Here is a 15,709-nt window from a genome sequence, read left to right as displayed (position 1 = left end):
AAAAGCCCGCTTGCAGCGAACTGCCAGCGGGCTCTGCTCCCTCCCCCACGTCGGGATGCAGGGCCATCGTGCGGGCTGCGAAAGCACTTTGCACGCTGCACTGCAAAACAAAACCGGCGGGTATGGGTGAGCCCTCCGGGGAAAAGCCATTCCACGAAGGTAGAACCCCCCGTACGGATGAGGATGGCCGATAATCTGAATTCCCCCCAGCAACACGTGTCGTCATGTCTGTTGATCGCATCGCCAACGCGCGTCTCCGTGACCGCGTGGTCTCCGCAGAGGCCGCAGCCGCGCTGATCCAGCCCGGTGAAACCGTGGCCATGAGCGGCTTTACCGGCTCCGGGTATCCCAAGGCCGTTCCCGTGGAACTGGCCCGCCGCATCGAATCGGTGCATGCCCAGGGCCAGCCCTTCCAGATCAGCCTGATGACCGGCGCCTCCACCGCGCCGGAACTCGATGGCGCGCTGGCCAAGGCTGATGGCATCGCCATGCGCATGCCGTTCCAGAGCGACCCGGATGCGCGCAACCGCATCAACGAGGGCAAGCTGGATTACATCGACATCCACCTCAGCCACGTGGCCCAGCACGTGTGGTTCGGCTTCTACGGCGAGATCGATACTGCGGTGATCGAAGTCTCGGCCATCCGCGAAGATGGCTCGCTGGTGCCCTCCACCTCGGTCGGCAACAACAAGACCTGGTTGGACCTGGCGAAGAAGGTGATCGTCGAGGTCAACGAATGGCAGCCAGCCGGCGTCGACGGCATGCATGACATCTACTACGGCACCGCGCTGCCGCCGCACCGCAAGCCGATTCCGCTGGTGAACGCCAACGACCGCATCGGCGACACCGCGCTGCGCTGCGACCCGGACAAGATCGTGGCGGTGGTGCGCACCAACGGCCCGGACCGCAACAGCCCGTTCAGCCCGATCGATGCAACCAGCGAACAGATCGCCTCGCACCTGATCGAGTTCCTCAAGCACGAGGTGAAGAAGGGCCGCCTGCCGCCGAACCTGCTGCCGCTGCAGTCGGGCGTGGGCAACATCCCCAACGCGGTGCTGGCCGGCCTGGCCAAGAGCGGTTTCCGCGACCTGGCCGCGTTCACTGAAGTGATCCAGGACGGCATGCTCGACCTGCTGCGCGACGGCGTGCTGAGCTATGCCTCGTGCACCGGCTTCGCGCTGAGCCCGCAGGCCAACGAGACGTTCAAGGACAACATCGATTTCTACCGCGAGCGCATCATCATGCGCACGCAGGAAATCTCCAACCATCCGGAACTGGTGCGCCGCCTTGGCTGCATCGGCATGAACGGCATGATCGAAGTGGACATCTACGGCAACGTCAATTCGACGCACGTGATGGGCACGCGGATCATGAACGGCATCGGCGGTTCCGGCGACTTTGCCCGCAATGGTTTCCTGTCGGCGTTCCTGAGCCCGTCCACTGCAAAGAACGGCACCATCTCGGCGATCGTGCCGATGGCCAGCCATGTCGATCACACCGAGCACGACGTGTCGGTGATCGTCACCGAACAGGGCCTGGCCGATCTGCGTGGGCTGACCCCGCGCAAGCGCGCGCAGGTGCTGATCGACAACTGCGCGCACCCGGATTTCCGCCCGCAGCTGCAGGATTACTTCGACCGTGCCAGCCGCGAAAGCTACGGCAAGCACACCCCGCACCTGCTGCCGGAAGCGCTGTCGTGGCACCAGCGCTGGCTGGATACCGGCACGATGAAGGGCTGATTATTCTCGGTTCGCCGGGCATGGCCCGGCGCTACCAGCTTCCAGTGGGTGCGGACCTTGGTCCGCACCCACCACGCGCACCAAAGCGGTGCCGATCAGGCGCGCAGCGCCGCCAGCGATTCCGCCTGCAGCCGCTCGTAGATTTCGAACTCGTCATTCACCGCCACGCCCAGCGCCTGCTCGAAGGCCTCGCGGTTGGCGTGCGCGGCATACGCGCGCTGTTCTTCGCCGCCCAGGTTCGACTGGAAGATGCCCGCGGCACTGACCGGCAGGAAATCCTCGTAGACGATCGGATCGGCCGTGGCCAGTCCGGCGGCCACCAGCACTTCAGCCGGCAGATCCGCCACGCGCTCGGGCGCGGCACGGCCGGCGTCGGTCAGCTGGTAGCGGTAATAGCCCAGCCCTTCCTGGCGCAGCGTGTCATGGTCATCCGGGAAGCTGGCGAACACCGCCTGCAGGCGCTGGCCGTAGTCGCCGCCGGTGCTGCCTTCGCCACCGGCATCGCGTGCCTGCGACAGCAGCTGGTCGTACAGCGCGCGGCCCTTCGGGGTCAGCGCAAGGCCGCGCTGTTCGATCTCGCCGAAGCGCGCGGTATGCGTGCCGGCATCGCCACCTTCCGCGTCCGGGAAATGCACTGCCTCTTCCAGCGCCTTGAAGCTTGTCTGGCGCAGCAGGATCGGGCAGGCGCGGCGCGGCGGGCCTTCGATCACCGCCTTGGCCGCCATGCCGTGTTCGATCATCGCCGCCTGCGCAGCGTCGATATCCAGCGTGCGCGGGGTCAGGTGATTGATGTGCGGGCCGCGGAAACTGACCACGTCGGCCACCAGCCGATGCGCGTTGTGCAGCGCATGGTAGGTCGGCAGGTCGACCGTGGCATCGCCGTGCCAACGGAAGGTTTCCAGTGCTTGCTCGACGAAGCGCTCGGCATCGGCCTGCGCCAGGCCACCGTCACGCTCGGCCTGGTCGATCAGTGCCAGCGCGCCGTCGGTGAAGATGCGGCGGCGTGCGAGGATCTTCGCCGACTCGGCACGCAGGGCTTCGTCTTCGATCAGCTCCAGGCGCAGCAGCGAGGTGAACACGCGGAACGGATTCTGCGCCAGCGCCGCGCCGGTCAGCGGGCGGAACGCGGTGGAGTGCACCGGCACGCCGGCCACCGACAGGTCGTAGTAGCCGACCGGGTACATGCCCATCACCGCGAACAGGCGGCGCAGCGTCGCCAGTTCCTGCACGGTGCCGACGCGGATCGCGCCGTGGCGCTCTTCATCCAGGCGTGCGCGCTCGTCGTTGCGCTGCAGCTGCGCGGCCAGCGCCGGGTCCTGCTCCAGCACCTGCGCGTTGATCCGCTCCACCAGTTCCACCAGCGTGCCGTACAACGGCACTTCGGTGCGGTACATGCGGGACATGGCCTGTGCGAACAGGCGGCGGATCACATCAGGCGAAACGAAAGAGGCGCTCATCAGTCACTCGATTACGGGAACGGGGAACAGCTCGAACCCGTATTGTCGCCGGAGTGCGTGGCGGCGGCGATATGCAGAGCAACATGAAACATCGGTAGCGCCGGGCCATGCCCGGCGGATCCCAAGGCCGCGCTGCGCGCTCGCCGGGCTTGGCCCGGCGCTACCGCTTCAACTGGCGCCTGAGGGTGGCATCCAGGGTGATCGGCCGGTCCCAGTGCTGGTAGCTGGCCACGATGGCATGGCGCACAGCCCGGTAGTGCAGATTGTCCGGCTTGGTGGGCATGCGCTTGACCACCGCCTCCCAGCCGCCCTCCGGGTCCTGGCTGAAGGCACGCACGCTGTCGCGGCAGGTCTGGCCACTGGCCTTGGCCCAGAAGCAGGCGAAATAAATGTCTCCTGCCTGCCAGCCGTGGGTGGTGAACAGCGCGCTGATGTAGCCGCGCGGCACGTCGGCATAGCGCGACACTTCGTCGAGGAAGGCGTCGGGGTAGCGTTCGGCGTAGTGGTTGATGTCCTGCAGCTGGGCGTCGACCCAGCTGTCGCCGGTGTCCACTTCATAGGTGGCCGAACGCTCGGCGGTCTGCTGGGCCAGCACGGTGGCCGGCGCCAGCAGCAGGAACAACATCAGCGCGCGCAGTCGGGGGTTCATGGCCCGATTCTGCCGCAGCCGCCGGGCCCTGTCAGGCCGCCGCCGCGGCCTTGGCTTCGATCGCCGCCAGTGCGGCCGGCCAGTCGTGGGCGGTATCGGCGGTGACCATGCGCGGTTCATCGTCGGCCACGCCGTGCTGGGTCTCGTGTGCCCAGGTCACTGCATACGGGGTATGCACGCCCCAGCCACCGAGGGTGACCACCGGCTCGATGTCCGAGCGCAGCGAGTTGCCGACCATCACGAAGCGCTGCATCGGCAGGTCGAATTCGGCCAGCACGCGGGCGTAGGTTTCCGGATCCTTCTCCGAGACGATCTCGATGCGCGGGAACAGCTCGGCCAGGTTGGCGACCTTGATCTTGGCTTCCTGGTGGAACAGGTCGCCCTTGGTGATCAGCACCACCGGGTAGTGCTCGGCGATGGCCGCCACCGCTTCACGCACGCCGTCGATCAGCTCGACCGGGTGGCGCAGGGTGTCGTGGCCGATCTCCAGAATGCGCTGGATGTCCTTCGCGTCGATGCGCTGGCCGGTGATGTCGATGGCCGCTTCGATCATCGACAGGGTCATGCTCTTGACGCCGTAGCCGAAGGTGCCCAGGTGGCGCTGCTGCACTTCCAGCAGGTGGCGGGCGGTCTGGGTGTCATGCACGTCGACATAGCGCGACAGCAGGTCAAGGTAATCCTGCTCGGCCTTGCGGTAGTAGTCCTCGCTCTTCCACAGCGTATCGTCACCGTCAAAACCGACCAGGCCGATGGCGCGCGACGGCGCAGGCGTGGGGGTGTTCATCGCCCAAGGATACAGGGGCCATGGTGACGAAAAAACCCGGGCGGCCGAAGCCGCCCGGGTTCCCATACGCCCCGATGCAGGACTTACCTGCCCTGCGCACCCTGCGCTGCGCCACCCGCACCAGCCTGCTGGGCGGCCACGTAGGCCTTGTACTCATCGGCACTCAGTTCGCCGTCCTTGTTGGTATCAGCCTGGTCGAACACCTGGGCCAGGCCGGCGTTCACCTGCGCCTCGGTCTTGCTGATGGTGCCGTTGCCATCGGTATCGATGCTGGCCCAGGTCTGGCCACCGCCATTGGCCTGCGCCGATGCCGCTGCGGCCGCATTGGTCGCCTGGTCGGCGGCCTGGCCGGCCTGTGCAGCCGCCTGCTGGGCCTGAGCGGCTTCGTTCTGCGCCTGCGCGGCCTGCTGCTTGGCCGACTGGGCCATCGCCGGGATGGCCAGCACGCTGCCGGCGGCGACGATCAGGGCGATCAGGGGCTTGCGGTTGCGAATAGTCATCAGGAGTGTCTCCTACCGATTGGGTGGTGTTGCGCGGCGTGTTGATTCCGCACGGCACCTACCCTGCCACCGCGTTTCTGAATCGATTTTGCGTCGCGAGCGGCGCCCACACGCGCGATTAACCACTGGCCTCCACGCATGCTTTAGCGCGGTGGTTAGGGTGAAGTGAGTGGCTCATAAGATGCGCATTCAGCGCCTCTGCATTTAACCGGCAGGCAACGAAAAACCTGCGTCAGTCGACGGTTTTTTCCGATGACCGCGAACTGAACAACACCCATGCAAGAGCAACACCGGCGAGCGCACCGGCGATTTCCAGCACCACACGGCTGCCAAGTTCGTTCGGATCGTGGATGGTGGCCAGGAAGATGCGCGCGTACAGCGGCGATTCCAGCCGCACGATGCCCATGTAGAACAGCTTCCACGCATCGATGCCGGCGGCGATGATCACGGCGATGACGCAGGACCAGCCGATCGCGTGCCCCATCGACCACCGCAGCAGGCGGCACAGCTGCGACCACAGGAGGTACACGAGCAGGCCGACCAGCAGGGCAATGGCGCCCGCTTCCAGGGTGCCGAGCAGGCCGAAGTGCAGGGGAAGGTTCATCGGGTGGGCAGGGATGAAGAGGCGGCCAGTGTAAGGGATCTGCTTCGGACCCAATCGGCAGCCACAGTAGATCCACGCCATGCGTGGATGAGTCTCCATCGAGATCGAATAATTCGACGATTGAACAAAGAGCAGCCGAGCATGGGCTCGGCCCTACAACGGACCGCGCGGGAAACTGTCAGAGGCTGGGCGGTGCCCTGCCGTTACCCCTACCGTACCGGAACGTCGTACGCGGTGCCGGGATCCGGCTCGGGCTGCAGGGTGTAATGCCACCACTCCTGCGGGTAGTTCACGAAGCCACGGCGCGCCATCGCCTGCATCAGCTGCTGGCGATTCGCCCGCTGCGCATCACTCAGCCCGCTCGTCCGTGTATGCGCGCGCGGGCCAAAGAAATCGAAGTCGGTGCCCATGTCCAACGGCATGCAATCACCGCTGCGGCAATCCAGCAGGCCCAGATCGACCGTGGCGCCGCGGCTGTGGCCGGAGCGCTCGGCGATGTAGCCGTCGGCCAGCAGGCGCGGCTTGTCCAGGTCCGGGTACTGCAGCGCCTTGCGCGAGAGTTCGCCGGGGTCGTTCACCCAGGCCATGAAGGCCTGCACCGAACGCACCGGCCGATAGCAATCGTAGAGCCGCAGGCCGAAACCCTGAGCGCGCAGATCCTGTTCCACCTGCGCCAGCGCTTTCGCGACCGGCGCCAGCAGGTAGCAGGACGGCGCCTCGTAGCCGGGCACGCGCGCGCCGGTGAAGTTGTTGGCGCCGGCGTAGCGGATGTCCATGTCGATGCCTGGCGACAACGTGCGGATCTCCACCAAACCAGCGCTGGCCGCGTCGGTGGCCGGTGAAACACGCGGTGGCTCAGCGGCGCTGGTGGTCGCCGCCAGTGCAGTCGCCAGTACGAGTGAAATGCAGGTCCTGGAAGTCATAGCTGAAGTCGATGTCCGGATCGATGGCGCGCAGGTCCAGCGTCGGTACCGGGCCCTCGCCTGGCTGCAACCACGCCTGCGCTTCGTCGCCCAGCGTATCCCAGCGCAGCAGCCAGCGCCCCTGCAACTTCAGCACGGCCGCCTGCAGCGCTGGCGACTTGTCGACGCTGAAGCGCAGGCCGTCCTTGCCCGGGCACAGCGAGGCCGGGCCCAGCCAGGGATCGGCGTAGCGGCCCCGCCAGCGCTGCAGATCGGAAGCCGCGAGTCGCTGCGCAGATGAAGTCACAGGTCGCTGATGCCCGGTTGCCGCACGAGCGGCCTGGTCCGCCTTCAGTTCGGCCAGGTACTCCATCGCCGGGCGTGCATCGTCGGGTGCGGTGAAGCGCTTCAGCATGGCCTGCATCAGCGCCGTGCGTGCATCCTCGCCCTCGCCGTTGATCAGCATCACCACGCCCACCCTGCGGTCGGGCAGCAACGCCAGCGACGAATACATGCCTGACAGCGTGCCGGTATGCGCTACCTTCCACTGCCCGTCCATGTCCGATACCCGCCAGCCATACCCATAACCGTAGAAATGCGCGTTGTCCCAGCGCCGCTGGCGCTCGCCCAGTGGCATCGGCATGTGCAGGGTCCACAGCGTGCGGCGTTGCGTGCTGTCCAGCCAGTCAGGTACCAGGGCGGGATCGAGCAGCACCTGCATCCAGCGCGTCATGTCGCGCAACGAACAGCGGATGCCCCCGGCCGCCATTGAGGGCAGATCCGGGCTGATCGCTCCATCGGCGTTCACCACTTCATTATTGCGATCACCGCGCCGGGCATGCGGCTGCGCCACGTTGCCCACGCGCTTCACCGACCACGCCCCCACCTGGCAGCGGGTCATCCCCAGCGGCTCAAACACCCGCTCGCGCATCAGCTGGTCATAGGGCTTGCCACCGGCGGCCGCAGCCACCTCACCGGCAACGACGTACATCAGGTTGTCGTAGGCATAGCCGCTGCGGAAACTGGTGACCGGTTTCAGGTGTGCCAGCCCGGCGATGACGTCGCTGCGGGTGAAGGCATTGGGCTCAGGCCACAGCATCAGGTCGCCGGCACCCAGGCCGAGGCCGCTGTTGTGGATCAGCAGGTCGCGCACCTGCATCTGCTCGCCCACCCACGCATCGTGCATGCGGAAGCCCGGCAGATGCCGCCGCACCGGATCCTCCCAGCGCAGCTTGCCCTGCTGCACCAGCCGCGCCAGCAGCGCGGCGGTCATCGCCTTGCTGTTGGAGGCGATCTTGAACAGCGTGTCCTGGTCGATATGGCCGCCATCGCCGCGCGCGCCCTCGGCATGCTGGTACACCACACGCCCCTGCTCGACCACCGCCATGGCCAGCCCAGGCAGGTGCTCGTGCTGGACCACGGCGACGACGTCGGCATCGAGGGAGGCGATGTCGGTCGCCGAAGCGGACGGTGCGGCCAGTGCCGCCGCGACGATCAGCAGGTGGTACATGCGCGCAGCCCTTCCATTGCCCGCGCCGTCACGGTGGACGGCGCGGATCGTGGCCTCAGAAGTTCCAGGTCACCACCAGCTGGGTGTAGCGCGGGGCCTGCCAGCGCGTCCCGGTGCCGAACGTCGCCTCGCGGTACTGGCCGGGCTGCGCTTCATAGCGCTGGTGCACGTTGATGGTCTTCTGGTTGTTGAACAGGTTGTACACCGACAGCCGTGCACTGAGGTCGATGCCCTCCACCGGCAAACGCCAGGTCACATTGGCGCCCATGGTCCAGGTCCACGGCAGGCGACCGAACGCACCGCGTGGGCTGTACTCGAACTGCCGCTGGTTGTACGGGCCCGAACAGTTGGCCACGCACAGCCAGCCGGTGCCACCACCGCTACCTTCGCTGGAGGTACTACCACCGGCGATGGAATCGTTTGGCCACATCACGCCGTAGGCCGTGATCGGACCACCGGACTGCACCTGCAGCGTGGTTCCGAACGACCATTGCTTGTTCAGCGCGTAAGCGGCACGCAGCTTGAACTGGTGGCGGAAGTCGTTGAACAGCACGCCATAGCGCTCGTTGGTGGCCGGATGGTCCCAGAACTGAACCATGCCCGTGTCGCCGTAGTTGGTATCGGAATTCACAGGGCCTTCGAAATTGCCCTCGCTCTTCGACCACAGGTAGGACGCGTTGAACATCCACTTCTCGTCCCATGCACGGTCGATCTGGAACTCCAGTGCCTTGTAGGTGCGCTTGGGCTTGGAGTAACCGATCACCTCGCCGCTGCCACCCTTGCGATAACCGCTGTTGGCGGTATCGATGGTGATCCAGCCCTCGTTGGCGCAGCCGATGCTCTTATCACCCCAGATCGTCAGGCTCTCGCCCGGGTTGGCGATCGGCCACAGCGTGCTCGGGGTCGGGCCGCACGGGGTGTAATTGATGCGGATGTCGTCCAGCGCACGGGTCATCCGTCGATAGGTGGCGTTGACGCCCCACGACCATGCCTGGTTGATCATGTTCTGGAAGCCCAGGATGTACTCGTCCTGGTAGACCGCCTTGAGGTCGCGATCCACACTCTGGCGCAGGTCGGCACCGCCGGTGTTCATGCGGGTGTCGGTCGGGCCGATCTGCTGGCCGACGATCGGTGCCATGTACGGTGAGCCTGTCGGCGAGGTTTTCCGCTCCCAGCCGTTGAGCACGTAGTAGCTGTATTCGTCAGTGAGGCCACCGGCGAAGTTCACGTTGATGTTGTTGGTGACCGGCAGGTAGTAGCGGCCAGCGTTGCCGAACAGCTTGGTGCTGCCGTCACCGCGCATGTCCCACGAGAAGCCGACACGTGGCGCGATCAGGTCGTCCATCTTGATGAACGCCTTGCCGGCGGCAGTGCGGTTTTCGAAACGGTCCCAGCGCACGCCGAGGTTGAGCATCAGGTTCGGCGTGATGTTCCAGATGTCCTCCACGTAGAAGGCATTGGCTTCAGTCTCGAACGTGCCGCCCGATTTGCGGTTTCGCGCACGCAGCATTTCGGTAACGCCCGCCGGCACGTAGGCGTTGGCGCCATCCCAGACTTCATCGCCCGGTCGCGCCACGTAGGCGGTATAGCTCAGTTCGGTCGGACCGGGGTAGCGTGTGGATTGCTTGGTGGTCATCAACTCGCGGTCGACACCGAAGCGCAGCAGGTGATCACCCAGCTGCCATTCGAAGTCCAGTCGCGCCACGTCACGGGTATCGTCACGCTCGGCCACCGCCGTACCGGTAGGATGGCAGCCGGCACGAAGACCCTGCAGCTTGCCCAGTCGCGGGCCATACGTACTGTCGGTGAACACCGGGCTGCAGGCCTGGTCCAACGACGAATTGGTGAACGCACGCTGGTTGTTCTGGCCGACCATGGCACGGGCGGTGAAGTTCTGGCCGAAGTGGCCGGTGTAGGTGGCCGACCAGTTGCGGCCGCCGGTCTCGGTGACCGAATCGCCGCCCCAGGCGCCGAGCTGGTCGGCGTTCCAGTTGTAGCCGTACGACGCATTAGTGACATCGCCCTCATCCGAGAACGCCAGCAGCGCCAGGCTGTGGTTGTCGTTGATGTTCCAGTCCAGCTTGGTGCCCCAGAAGCCGTTGCCGGAATCATTCTTGAACCAGGTGCTGCCATCGGACGAGGTGTTGTGTCCCTTGTCGCTGCGGTCTTCGTACATCGCGAACAGGAACAGCTTGTCTTTGATGATCGGGCCGGAGCCCCACACGTTGGTCTTCAGGAAGGAGTTGTTGTCGCGGCTGCCATAAGAATGCGGGGTTCCATCACGATGGAAGTGATCGCCGCCGCTGGAGCGCCATGCACTGGGTTCAGCGGTGACTTCCACGCCGCCTTCGAATTCGTTGCTGCCCGAACGGGTTACCGCATTGATCACGCCGCCGGTGGAGCGCCCGAACTCGACCGAGTAGCCACCGGTCTTGACCTGGAATTCCTTGAAGAACGCAAATGGCGCCGTGCTGAAGCCACGACGGGTGTACATGTCGGTGACATTCAGGCCGTTGATGAAGACCGCATTCTCGGCCACCGATGAACCGGCGAACGACAGGCCACCGAATGACGAGTTGCCGCCGACCACGCCCGGCGCCATCAGCGCGACCGCAGACAGGTCCTGCGCCACCGGCAACCGCGAGATTTCCTGGCGGTTGATGTTGAAGGATGTCTCGGTGGAGTAGACGTCCACGCGGTTGACCACTCGGGTGCCGACCACCTGCAGGGCATCAAGATTGGTGACGCCGCCGCCACTGGCCAGGTTGACCGTGGTGGTACCACCTACCGCCACACTGACAGCAACCTGATCGCCCAGTTTCTGGCCATCGCGGCTGAGCTGCAGCTGGTAGTCACCTACCGGCAGCTGGCCGAGGCGGTAGCTGCCATCGGCGCCAACGGTGACGGTACGGGTCAGGCCGGTGCTGCTGCTGACCACGGTCACCTGGTCACCGGCGGTTGCACGGCCGGCGACTGCACCGCTCACGTTCTGTGCCATCGCAATGCCTGGCAGCACTACGCCCAGACACGCCCCGAGGGCGACGCACAACGCCGCCCGCTTGATGCTGTAAGCCTTCATCCCCTGCTCTCTCCTGCAAGAATTGAATGGTATGAGTTGCGATGTGTCGCGCTAGCGTTGCCCGGCTGGCAGTACCCGCCACTGGAAGTCGTAGCTCCATTGGTCGAAGTACAGGTTGCCGCCTGCCCACTCGGCCTCGCCGCGCTGCGAGTCGACCGTTTCCGAGCGGTAATGCTGCTTGGCCGGCACGAAGGGCTGGCCGAAATCGTCGTTGAAGGCGATGCGGTAGCCGTCGAGGCCACCCAGATAGAAATTGCGCAGTGCAGGCACATCGCTGGCGAGCGCGCCGGTGGTCACGTCCATCGGCAACCAGCCGTAGGGCGCCAGGTAGACCTGCCCCCAATCATGCAGGTTGTTGTAGCCACTGCCATCGTCGGAGAACACCATCCCCGACTGCCAGCGCGCGGGAATGCCGTTCATGCGTAGCAATGCGATCAGCAGCAGGGTCTGCTGGCCGCAGTCGGCATGGCCAGCGCGCAGGGCGTAATCGCTGATGTTGCTGAGCGTGGAGTATTCGCGCGCGCCCGCCCATGGAATGCGATCGACCGCCGCGAACAGCTTGCGCACTACTTCATACGGGCGCGCCTCGCCCTGCAGCACCTGGTCGGAGAACAGCTTCAGCGCGGGGGTGAAGCGCACATGCGGCAGCTGTTCAGCCAGGTAGGGCTTCAATGCGGGATCGTTCGGTGTGGCCTGCACCTTGGCGGGATCGATCGCGGTATGCCGCGCGAAGATCGTCACCGCGTAGCGGATCTCGAAGCGGGTCGGCTGCCCGGCCACCGCTTTGGCTTCCAGATAAGCGGTGCGCTGCAGGGTGCTGGCTGGCGCCATGCGTGCCTTACCGGGCGCGCTGCCCAGCCACTGCACCTGCTCCTGCTGGCCCGGAATCTCGCGCGGGTACGGAATCCAGGCGCGCACGGTTTCGCCGGCCGGTACGGCCTCGGCTTTCACCGTGAGCGACTGGGTGAATTCAATGCGCTGCGGCAGTACCGACGCCTGCCCACTCTGCTGGGCCGCGGCAAGCACGTGCGCGTGATGTGCATTGAGCACCTCGTTCGGGCCCGGCGCCGGCACCGGTGCATCCGCGCGGCGGCGTGCGCGTGCCTCATCGCTGAGCAGGAACAGGTTCGACGGTGCGCGCTTGAAGTACCAGCGCGTGCCGTCGATATCGAGGTGTTCAATCAGGCCGAGCTGGTCCCAGCGCGCGAACTCCTCGTCGGTGAGGCCGGGAATCCAGCGGCGCACGGCGGCCTTCGCGGCGGTTTCGTCGAGGGAAAAATCCAGGCGGATGCGGCGCATGCGCTCACGCTGGAACGCGCCTTCGGCAGCATCGCTCCCGGTCGCCAGCAGCGCGTCGGCGTCGCTGAAGCGGCCGCTGTCGATCAGGTCGATCACCTGCGTTTCGCGCGCACGCTGCTGGCTGCTGCGCCCGTCCGCCGCCTGCGTGGCCGACGCCCACAGCAGCAGCGCGGCACACAGGCCGGCAGCAGCAGGCAGACACGGTTTGCGAACGGCAGACTCCACAGCGACACTTCCCCAGCGCGGGTGGTAACGGCTGTGTAACACGGGCCGGGATGCCGGTCAATAATTTATTCTTGATTTCGAAGCCGAAAGGAATAAATATTCCAACAGGCATTCGAGGAGGGTGTGCACCGCATGAGCCTGGCTTCCCGCGAACCGCGCCGGCGTTGGCCGCGCCGGTTGACCCTGGCCCTGTGCCTGCTGGCCGCCCCGGCCTTTGCACAGCCTGCCGTGGCACCCGATCCCGGCGCACCGCTGCCCTATGTGATCGGCCTGCACGAGGCCTACCTGACCCCGCAGTACTGGGCCGCGCGCCTGGGCAACGCCGATGCGCCGATTCTGGACCGCGCGCAGATCGAGGCACAGAACGCGCGGATGCGGGCACAGGACAGCCACATCCAGGACATCGCCGCACTGCCCGCCCAGCTTGATGCAGCGACGGTGCGTGCCAGCATCACCGCGCTGTCGAGTTGGCCCACCCGCGCCCTCTACAACGACAAGGGCCAGGCGATCGCGACCGCACTGCGCAGCGCGATCGAAGCCAACCTCGGCCTCGATGCGATTCCTGCCCAGGTGGCACCGGCCTACGGGCTGGTGGTGAAGCGCGCGGCACTGCGTACCTTCCCCACCCGCGAGCGGGTCTTCAGCACTGCCGGTGACACCGACATCGACCGCTTCCAGGAATCGGCACTGTTCCCCGGCGACAAGGTCGCGGTGGTCCATCGCAGTACCGATGGCCGTTGGCTGTTCGTGCACAGCGAGCGCTACAGCGCATGGATCGAGGCCGATGCCATCGCCAGCGGCGACAAGGCCACGGTGCTCGGCTATGGCACGAAGGGCCCGTACCGCATCGTCACCGGCGCCACCGCGCAGACCGCCTACACCCCGGAGGAACCGCGCGTCTCGCGCCTGCAGCTGGACATGGGCGTGCGCCTGCCGGTGCTGGCCGACTGGCCCGCTTCAGAACCCGTGAACGGCCAGCAGGCGCACGCGTCGTGGGTGGTGCAGCTGCCGGTGCGCGAGGCCAACGGGCGCCTGAAGCTGGTGCCGGCGCTGCTGCCGCGCTCGCAGGACACCGCCGCCGACTACCTGCCGCTGACCCCGCGCCTGCTGCTGCAGCAGGCCTTCAAGTTCCTGGGCGAACGCTACGGATGGGGCCACGACTACGACACCCGCGACTGCAGCGGGTTCGTTTCCGAGATCTACCGCAGCTTCGGCGTGCTGCTGCCGCGCAATACCAGTGCACAGGCGGTCAGCCCCGCGCTGGATCGCCTGCCCTTCACCGGCAAGGACGGCAAAGCGGTACGCGACCGCGCCGTCACCGACCTGCAGGTGGGCGACCTCGTCTACATTCCCGGGCACGTGATGATGGCCATCGGCCATGTCGACGGCCGCACCTGGGTGATCCACGATACGGCGGGCGGCAGCTGGTTCGGTACCGACGGCACGCGCGTACAGGCCCACCTCAATGGTGTTTCGGTCACGCCGCTGGAGCCGATGATGGCCAGCGATACCGTCCGCTACATCGACCGCATCACCAACATCCAGCGCCTGCGGGCCAAGACTCCTGAATGAAGATCACTGCCATCGAACTGGGCATGCTGCGCGTGCCGCTGAAGACGCCGTTCAAGACTGCCCTGCGCACGGTGGAAACCGTGGAAGACGTGGTGGTTCTGATCCGCACCGACACCGGCCACACCGGTTACGGTGAAGCCCCGGCCACTGCGGTGATCACCGGCGATACGCACGGCTCGATCATCGAAGCGATCCGCCACTTCATCGCCCCGCGCCTGATCGGCCAGGACGTGGTCAACCTCAACCATCTGTGCACGCTGGTGCAGACCGCGATGGAGCGCAACACCAGCGCCAAGGCCGCGGTGGAAATCGCGCTGTACGACCTGTGGGCGCAGCTGCACGGTGCGCCGCTATATCAGATGCTCGGTGGCGGCGACCCGGTGATCACCACCGACATCACCATCAGCGTGGACTACATCGACAAGATGGTGGCCGATTCGCTGTCGGCGATCGAGCGCGGCTTCGAGTCGCTGAAAATCAAAGTCGGCAAGGACATCGGCCTGGACATCGAACGGGTCAAGGCGATCCATGCGGCGGTGGAAGGCCGCGCCCTGCTGCGCCTGGACGCCAACCAGGGCTGGACCGCCAAGCAGGCGGTGCATGCGATGCGCACGCTGGAAGAGGCCGGCGTGGTACTGGAGCTGCTGGAGCAGCCGGTGAAGGCAGCGGACATCAGTGGCCTGAAGTACGTCACCGACCGCGTCAACACGCCGGTGATGGCCGACGAAAGCGTGTTCAGCCCCAGCCAGGTGATGGACCTGATCCAGCAGCGCGCGGCCGACATCATCAACATCAAGCTGATGAAGACCGGCGGCCTGTCCAACGCGATCCGCATCGCCGACATCGCCGGCATCTACGGCGTGCCGTGCATGATCGGCTGCATGATTGAATCCAGCATCAGCGTCGCCGCCGCCGTGCACCTGGCGGTGGCCAAGAGCGATGTGATCACCAAGGTCGACCTCGACGGCCCCTCGCTGGGCCAGTTCGACCCGGTCAGCGGCGGCGTGCATTTCAACGAATCGGAGATCAGCATCAGCGACGTGCCGGGGTTGGGCATCACCGAAGTGCGTGGGCTGGAGATGCTGGGTTGAACCGCGCAGTCGAGCATGGCTCGACTCTACAAGGGCCACGGGTGACTGACGCCTGGTCGGGCGTTACTTTTCTTTTTGCGAAAAGAAAAGTAACCAAAAGAAACGCTCCGCCGACCGCGAGCCGGTGCTACGCACCGGTTCCCTGCGCTCCTCGGCCCGTCGAGGGACGGCGCGGGAACTCGCTACGCTCAGACACCCGCGCCTCTTCGCCCTCGCCGGACCTGCGGTGCTCGGCTCGCTTGAAGGCGGACTCAACGTCAAAGGCAACAACTGCATCCTGTAGATCCACGCCATGCGT

12 protein-coding genes are annotated in these 15,709 nt (G+C 65.9%); 3 read left to right on the top strand and 9 right to left on the bottom strand.

From position 1 onward, the window contains the following. The first annotated feature begins 224 nt into the window (after positions 1 to 224). On the top strand, positions 225 to 1,739 hold the full coding sequence (scpC, locus tag ARC63_RS17125; RefSeq protein WP_057503897.1) for a succinyl-CoA:acetate CoA-transferase ScpC: 1,515 nt from the start codon (positions 225 to 227) through the stop codon (positions 1,737 to 1,739). A gap of 95 nt (positions 1,740 to 1,834) precedes the next feature. Here the strand turns inward: scpC and hglS are convergent, their stop codons facing one another. From hglS to ARC63_RS17080, 9 genes are all read right to left on the bottom strand, one after another. Continuing rightward, the gene (hglS, locus tag ARC63_RS17120; RefSeq protein WP_043399955.1) at positions 1,835 to 3,196 is read right to left on the bottom strand and encodes a 2-oxoadipate dioxygenase/decarboxylase HglS; all 1,362 of its coding nucleotides are present in this window, start codon (positions 3,194 to 3,196) and stop codon (positions 1,835 to 1,837) included. Between the two features lie 160 nt (positions 3,197 to 3,356). Continuing rightward, a complete protein-coding gene (locus tag ARC63_RS17115; RefSeq protein WP_057503896.1) occupies positions 3,357 to 3,845 on the bottom strand; it encodes a hypothetical protein in 489 nt (162 codons plus the stop codon). A 31-nt stretch (positions 3,846 to 3,876) separates the two neighbouring features. Beyond that, on the bottom strand, positions 3,877 to 4,629 hold the full coding sequence (locus tag ARC63_RS17110) for an HAD family hydrolase (RefSeq protein ID WP_057503895.1): 753 nt from the start codon (positions 4,627 to 4,629) through the stop codon (positions 3,877 to 3,879). 83 nt (positions 4,630 to 4,712) lie between these two features. Next, positions 4,713 to 5,129: an EF-hand domain-containing protein gene (locus ARC63_RS17105; protein ID WP_019662197.1), complete on the bottom strand. Its 417-nt coding sequence runs from the start codon at positions 5,127 to 5,129 to the stop codon at positions 4,713 to 4,715. 232 nt (positions 5,130 to 5,361) lie between these two features. Then, the gene (locus ARC63_RS17100) at positions 5,362 to 5,733 is read right to left on the bottom strand and encodes a hypothetical protein (RefSeq protein ID WP_049413267.1); all 372 of its coding nucleotides are present in this window, start codon (positions 5,731 to 5,733) and stop codon (positions 5,362 to 5,364) included. A gap of 209 nt (positions 5,734 to 5,942) precedes the next feature. Then, positions 5,943 to 6,656, bottom strand: coding sequence for a M15 family metallopeptidase (locus tag ARC63_RS17095; protein WP_057503894.1), 714 nt, complete (start codon positions 6,654 to 6,656; stop codon positions 5,943 to 5,945). Continuing rightward, positions 6,589 to 8,145: a serine hydrolase domain-containing protein gene (locus ARC63_RS17090; protein WP_057503893.1), complete on the bottom strand. Its 1,557-nt coding sequence runs from the start codon at positions 8,143 to 8,145 to the stop codon at positions 6,589 to 6,591. The genes ARC63_RS17095 and ARC63_RS17090 overlap by 68 nt, the downstream gene beginning before the upstream one ends. 55 nt (positions 8,146 to 8,200) lie before the next feature. Then, a complete protein-coding gene (locus tag ARC63_RS17085; RefSeq protein ID WP_043399995.1) occupies positions 8,201 to 11,224 on the bottom strand; it encodes a TonB-dependent receptor in 3,024 nt (1,007 codons plus the stop codon). 51 nt (positions 11,225 to 11,275) lie between these two features. After that, positions 11,276 to 12,748 (bottom strand): transglutaminase-like domain-containing protein, encoded by a 1,473-nt coding sequence (locus ARC63_RS17080; protein ID WP_057503892.1) that lies wholly within the window; start codon positions 12,746 to 12,748, stop codon positions 11,276 to 11,278. 132 nt (positions 12,749 to 12,880) lie between these two features. On the opposite strand from ARC63_RS17080, the gene ARC63_RS17075 reads away from it, so the two are divergent. Together ARC63_RS17075 and ARC63_RS17070 are read left to right on the top strand one after the other, a co-directional pair. Next, complete coding sequence (locus ARC63_RS17075; protein WP_057503891.1) at positions 12,881 to 14,320, top strand: SH3 domain-containing protein; 1,440 nt, start codon at positions 12,881 to 12,883, stop codon at positions 14,318 to 14,320. Continuing rightward, positions 14,317 to 15,411, top strand: a complete 1,095-nt coding sequence (locus tag ARC63_RS17070; RefSeq protein ID WP_012478950.1) for a dipeptide epimerase — start codon at positions 14,317 to 14,319, stop codon at positions 15,409 to 15,411. The genes ARC63_RS17075 and ARC63_RS17070 overlap by 4 nt, the downstream gene beginning before the upstream one ends. The last annotated feature ends 298 nt before the right edge of the window (positions 15,412 to 15,709 follow it).

It is taken from the genome of Stenotrophomonas geniculata ATCC 19374 = JCM 13324 (genome assembly GCF_001431625.1).
Lineage (GTDB): Bacteria > Pseudomonadota > Gammaproteobacteria > Xanthomonadales > Xanthomonadaceae > Stenotrophomonas > Stenotrophomonas geniculata.
The sequence above is the reverse complement of the archived record's forward strand: the minus strand, read 5'-3'. Positions and strand labels throughout refer to the sequence as shown.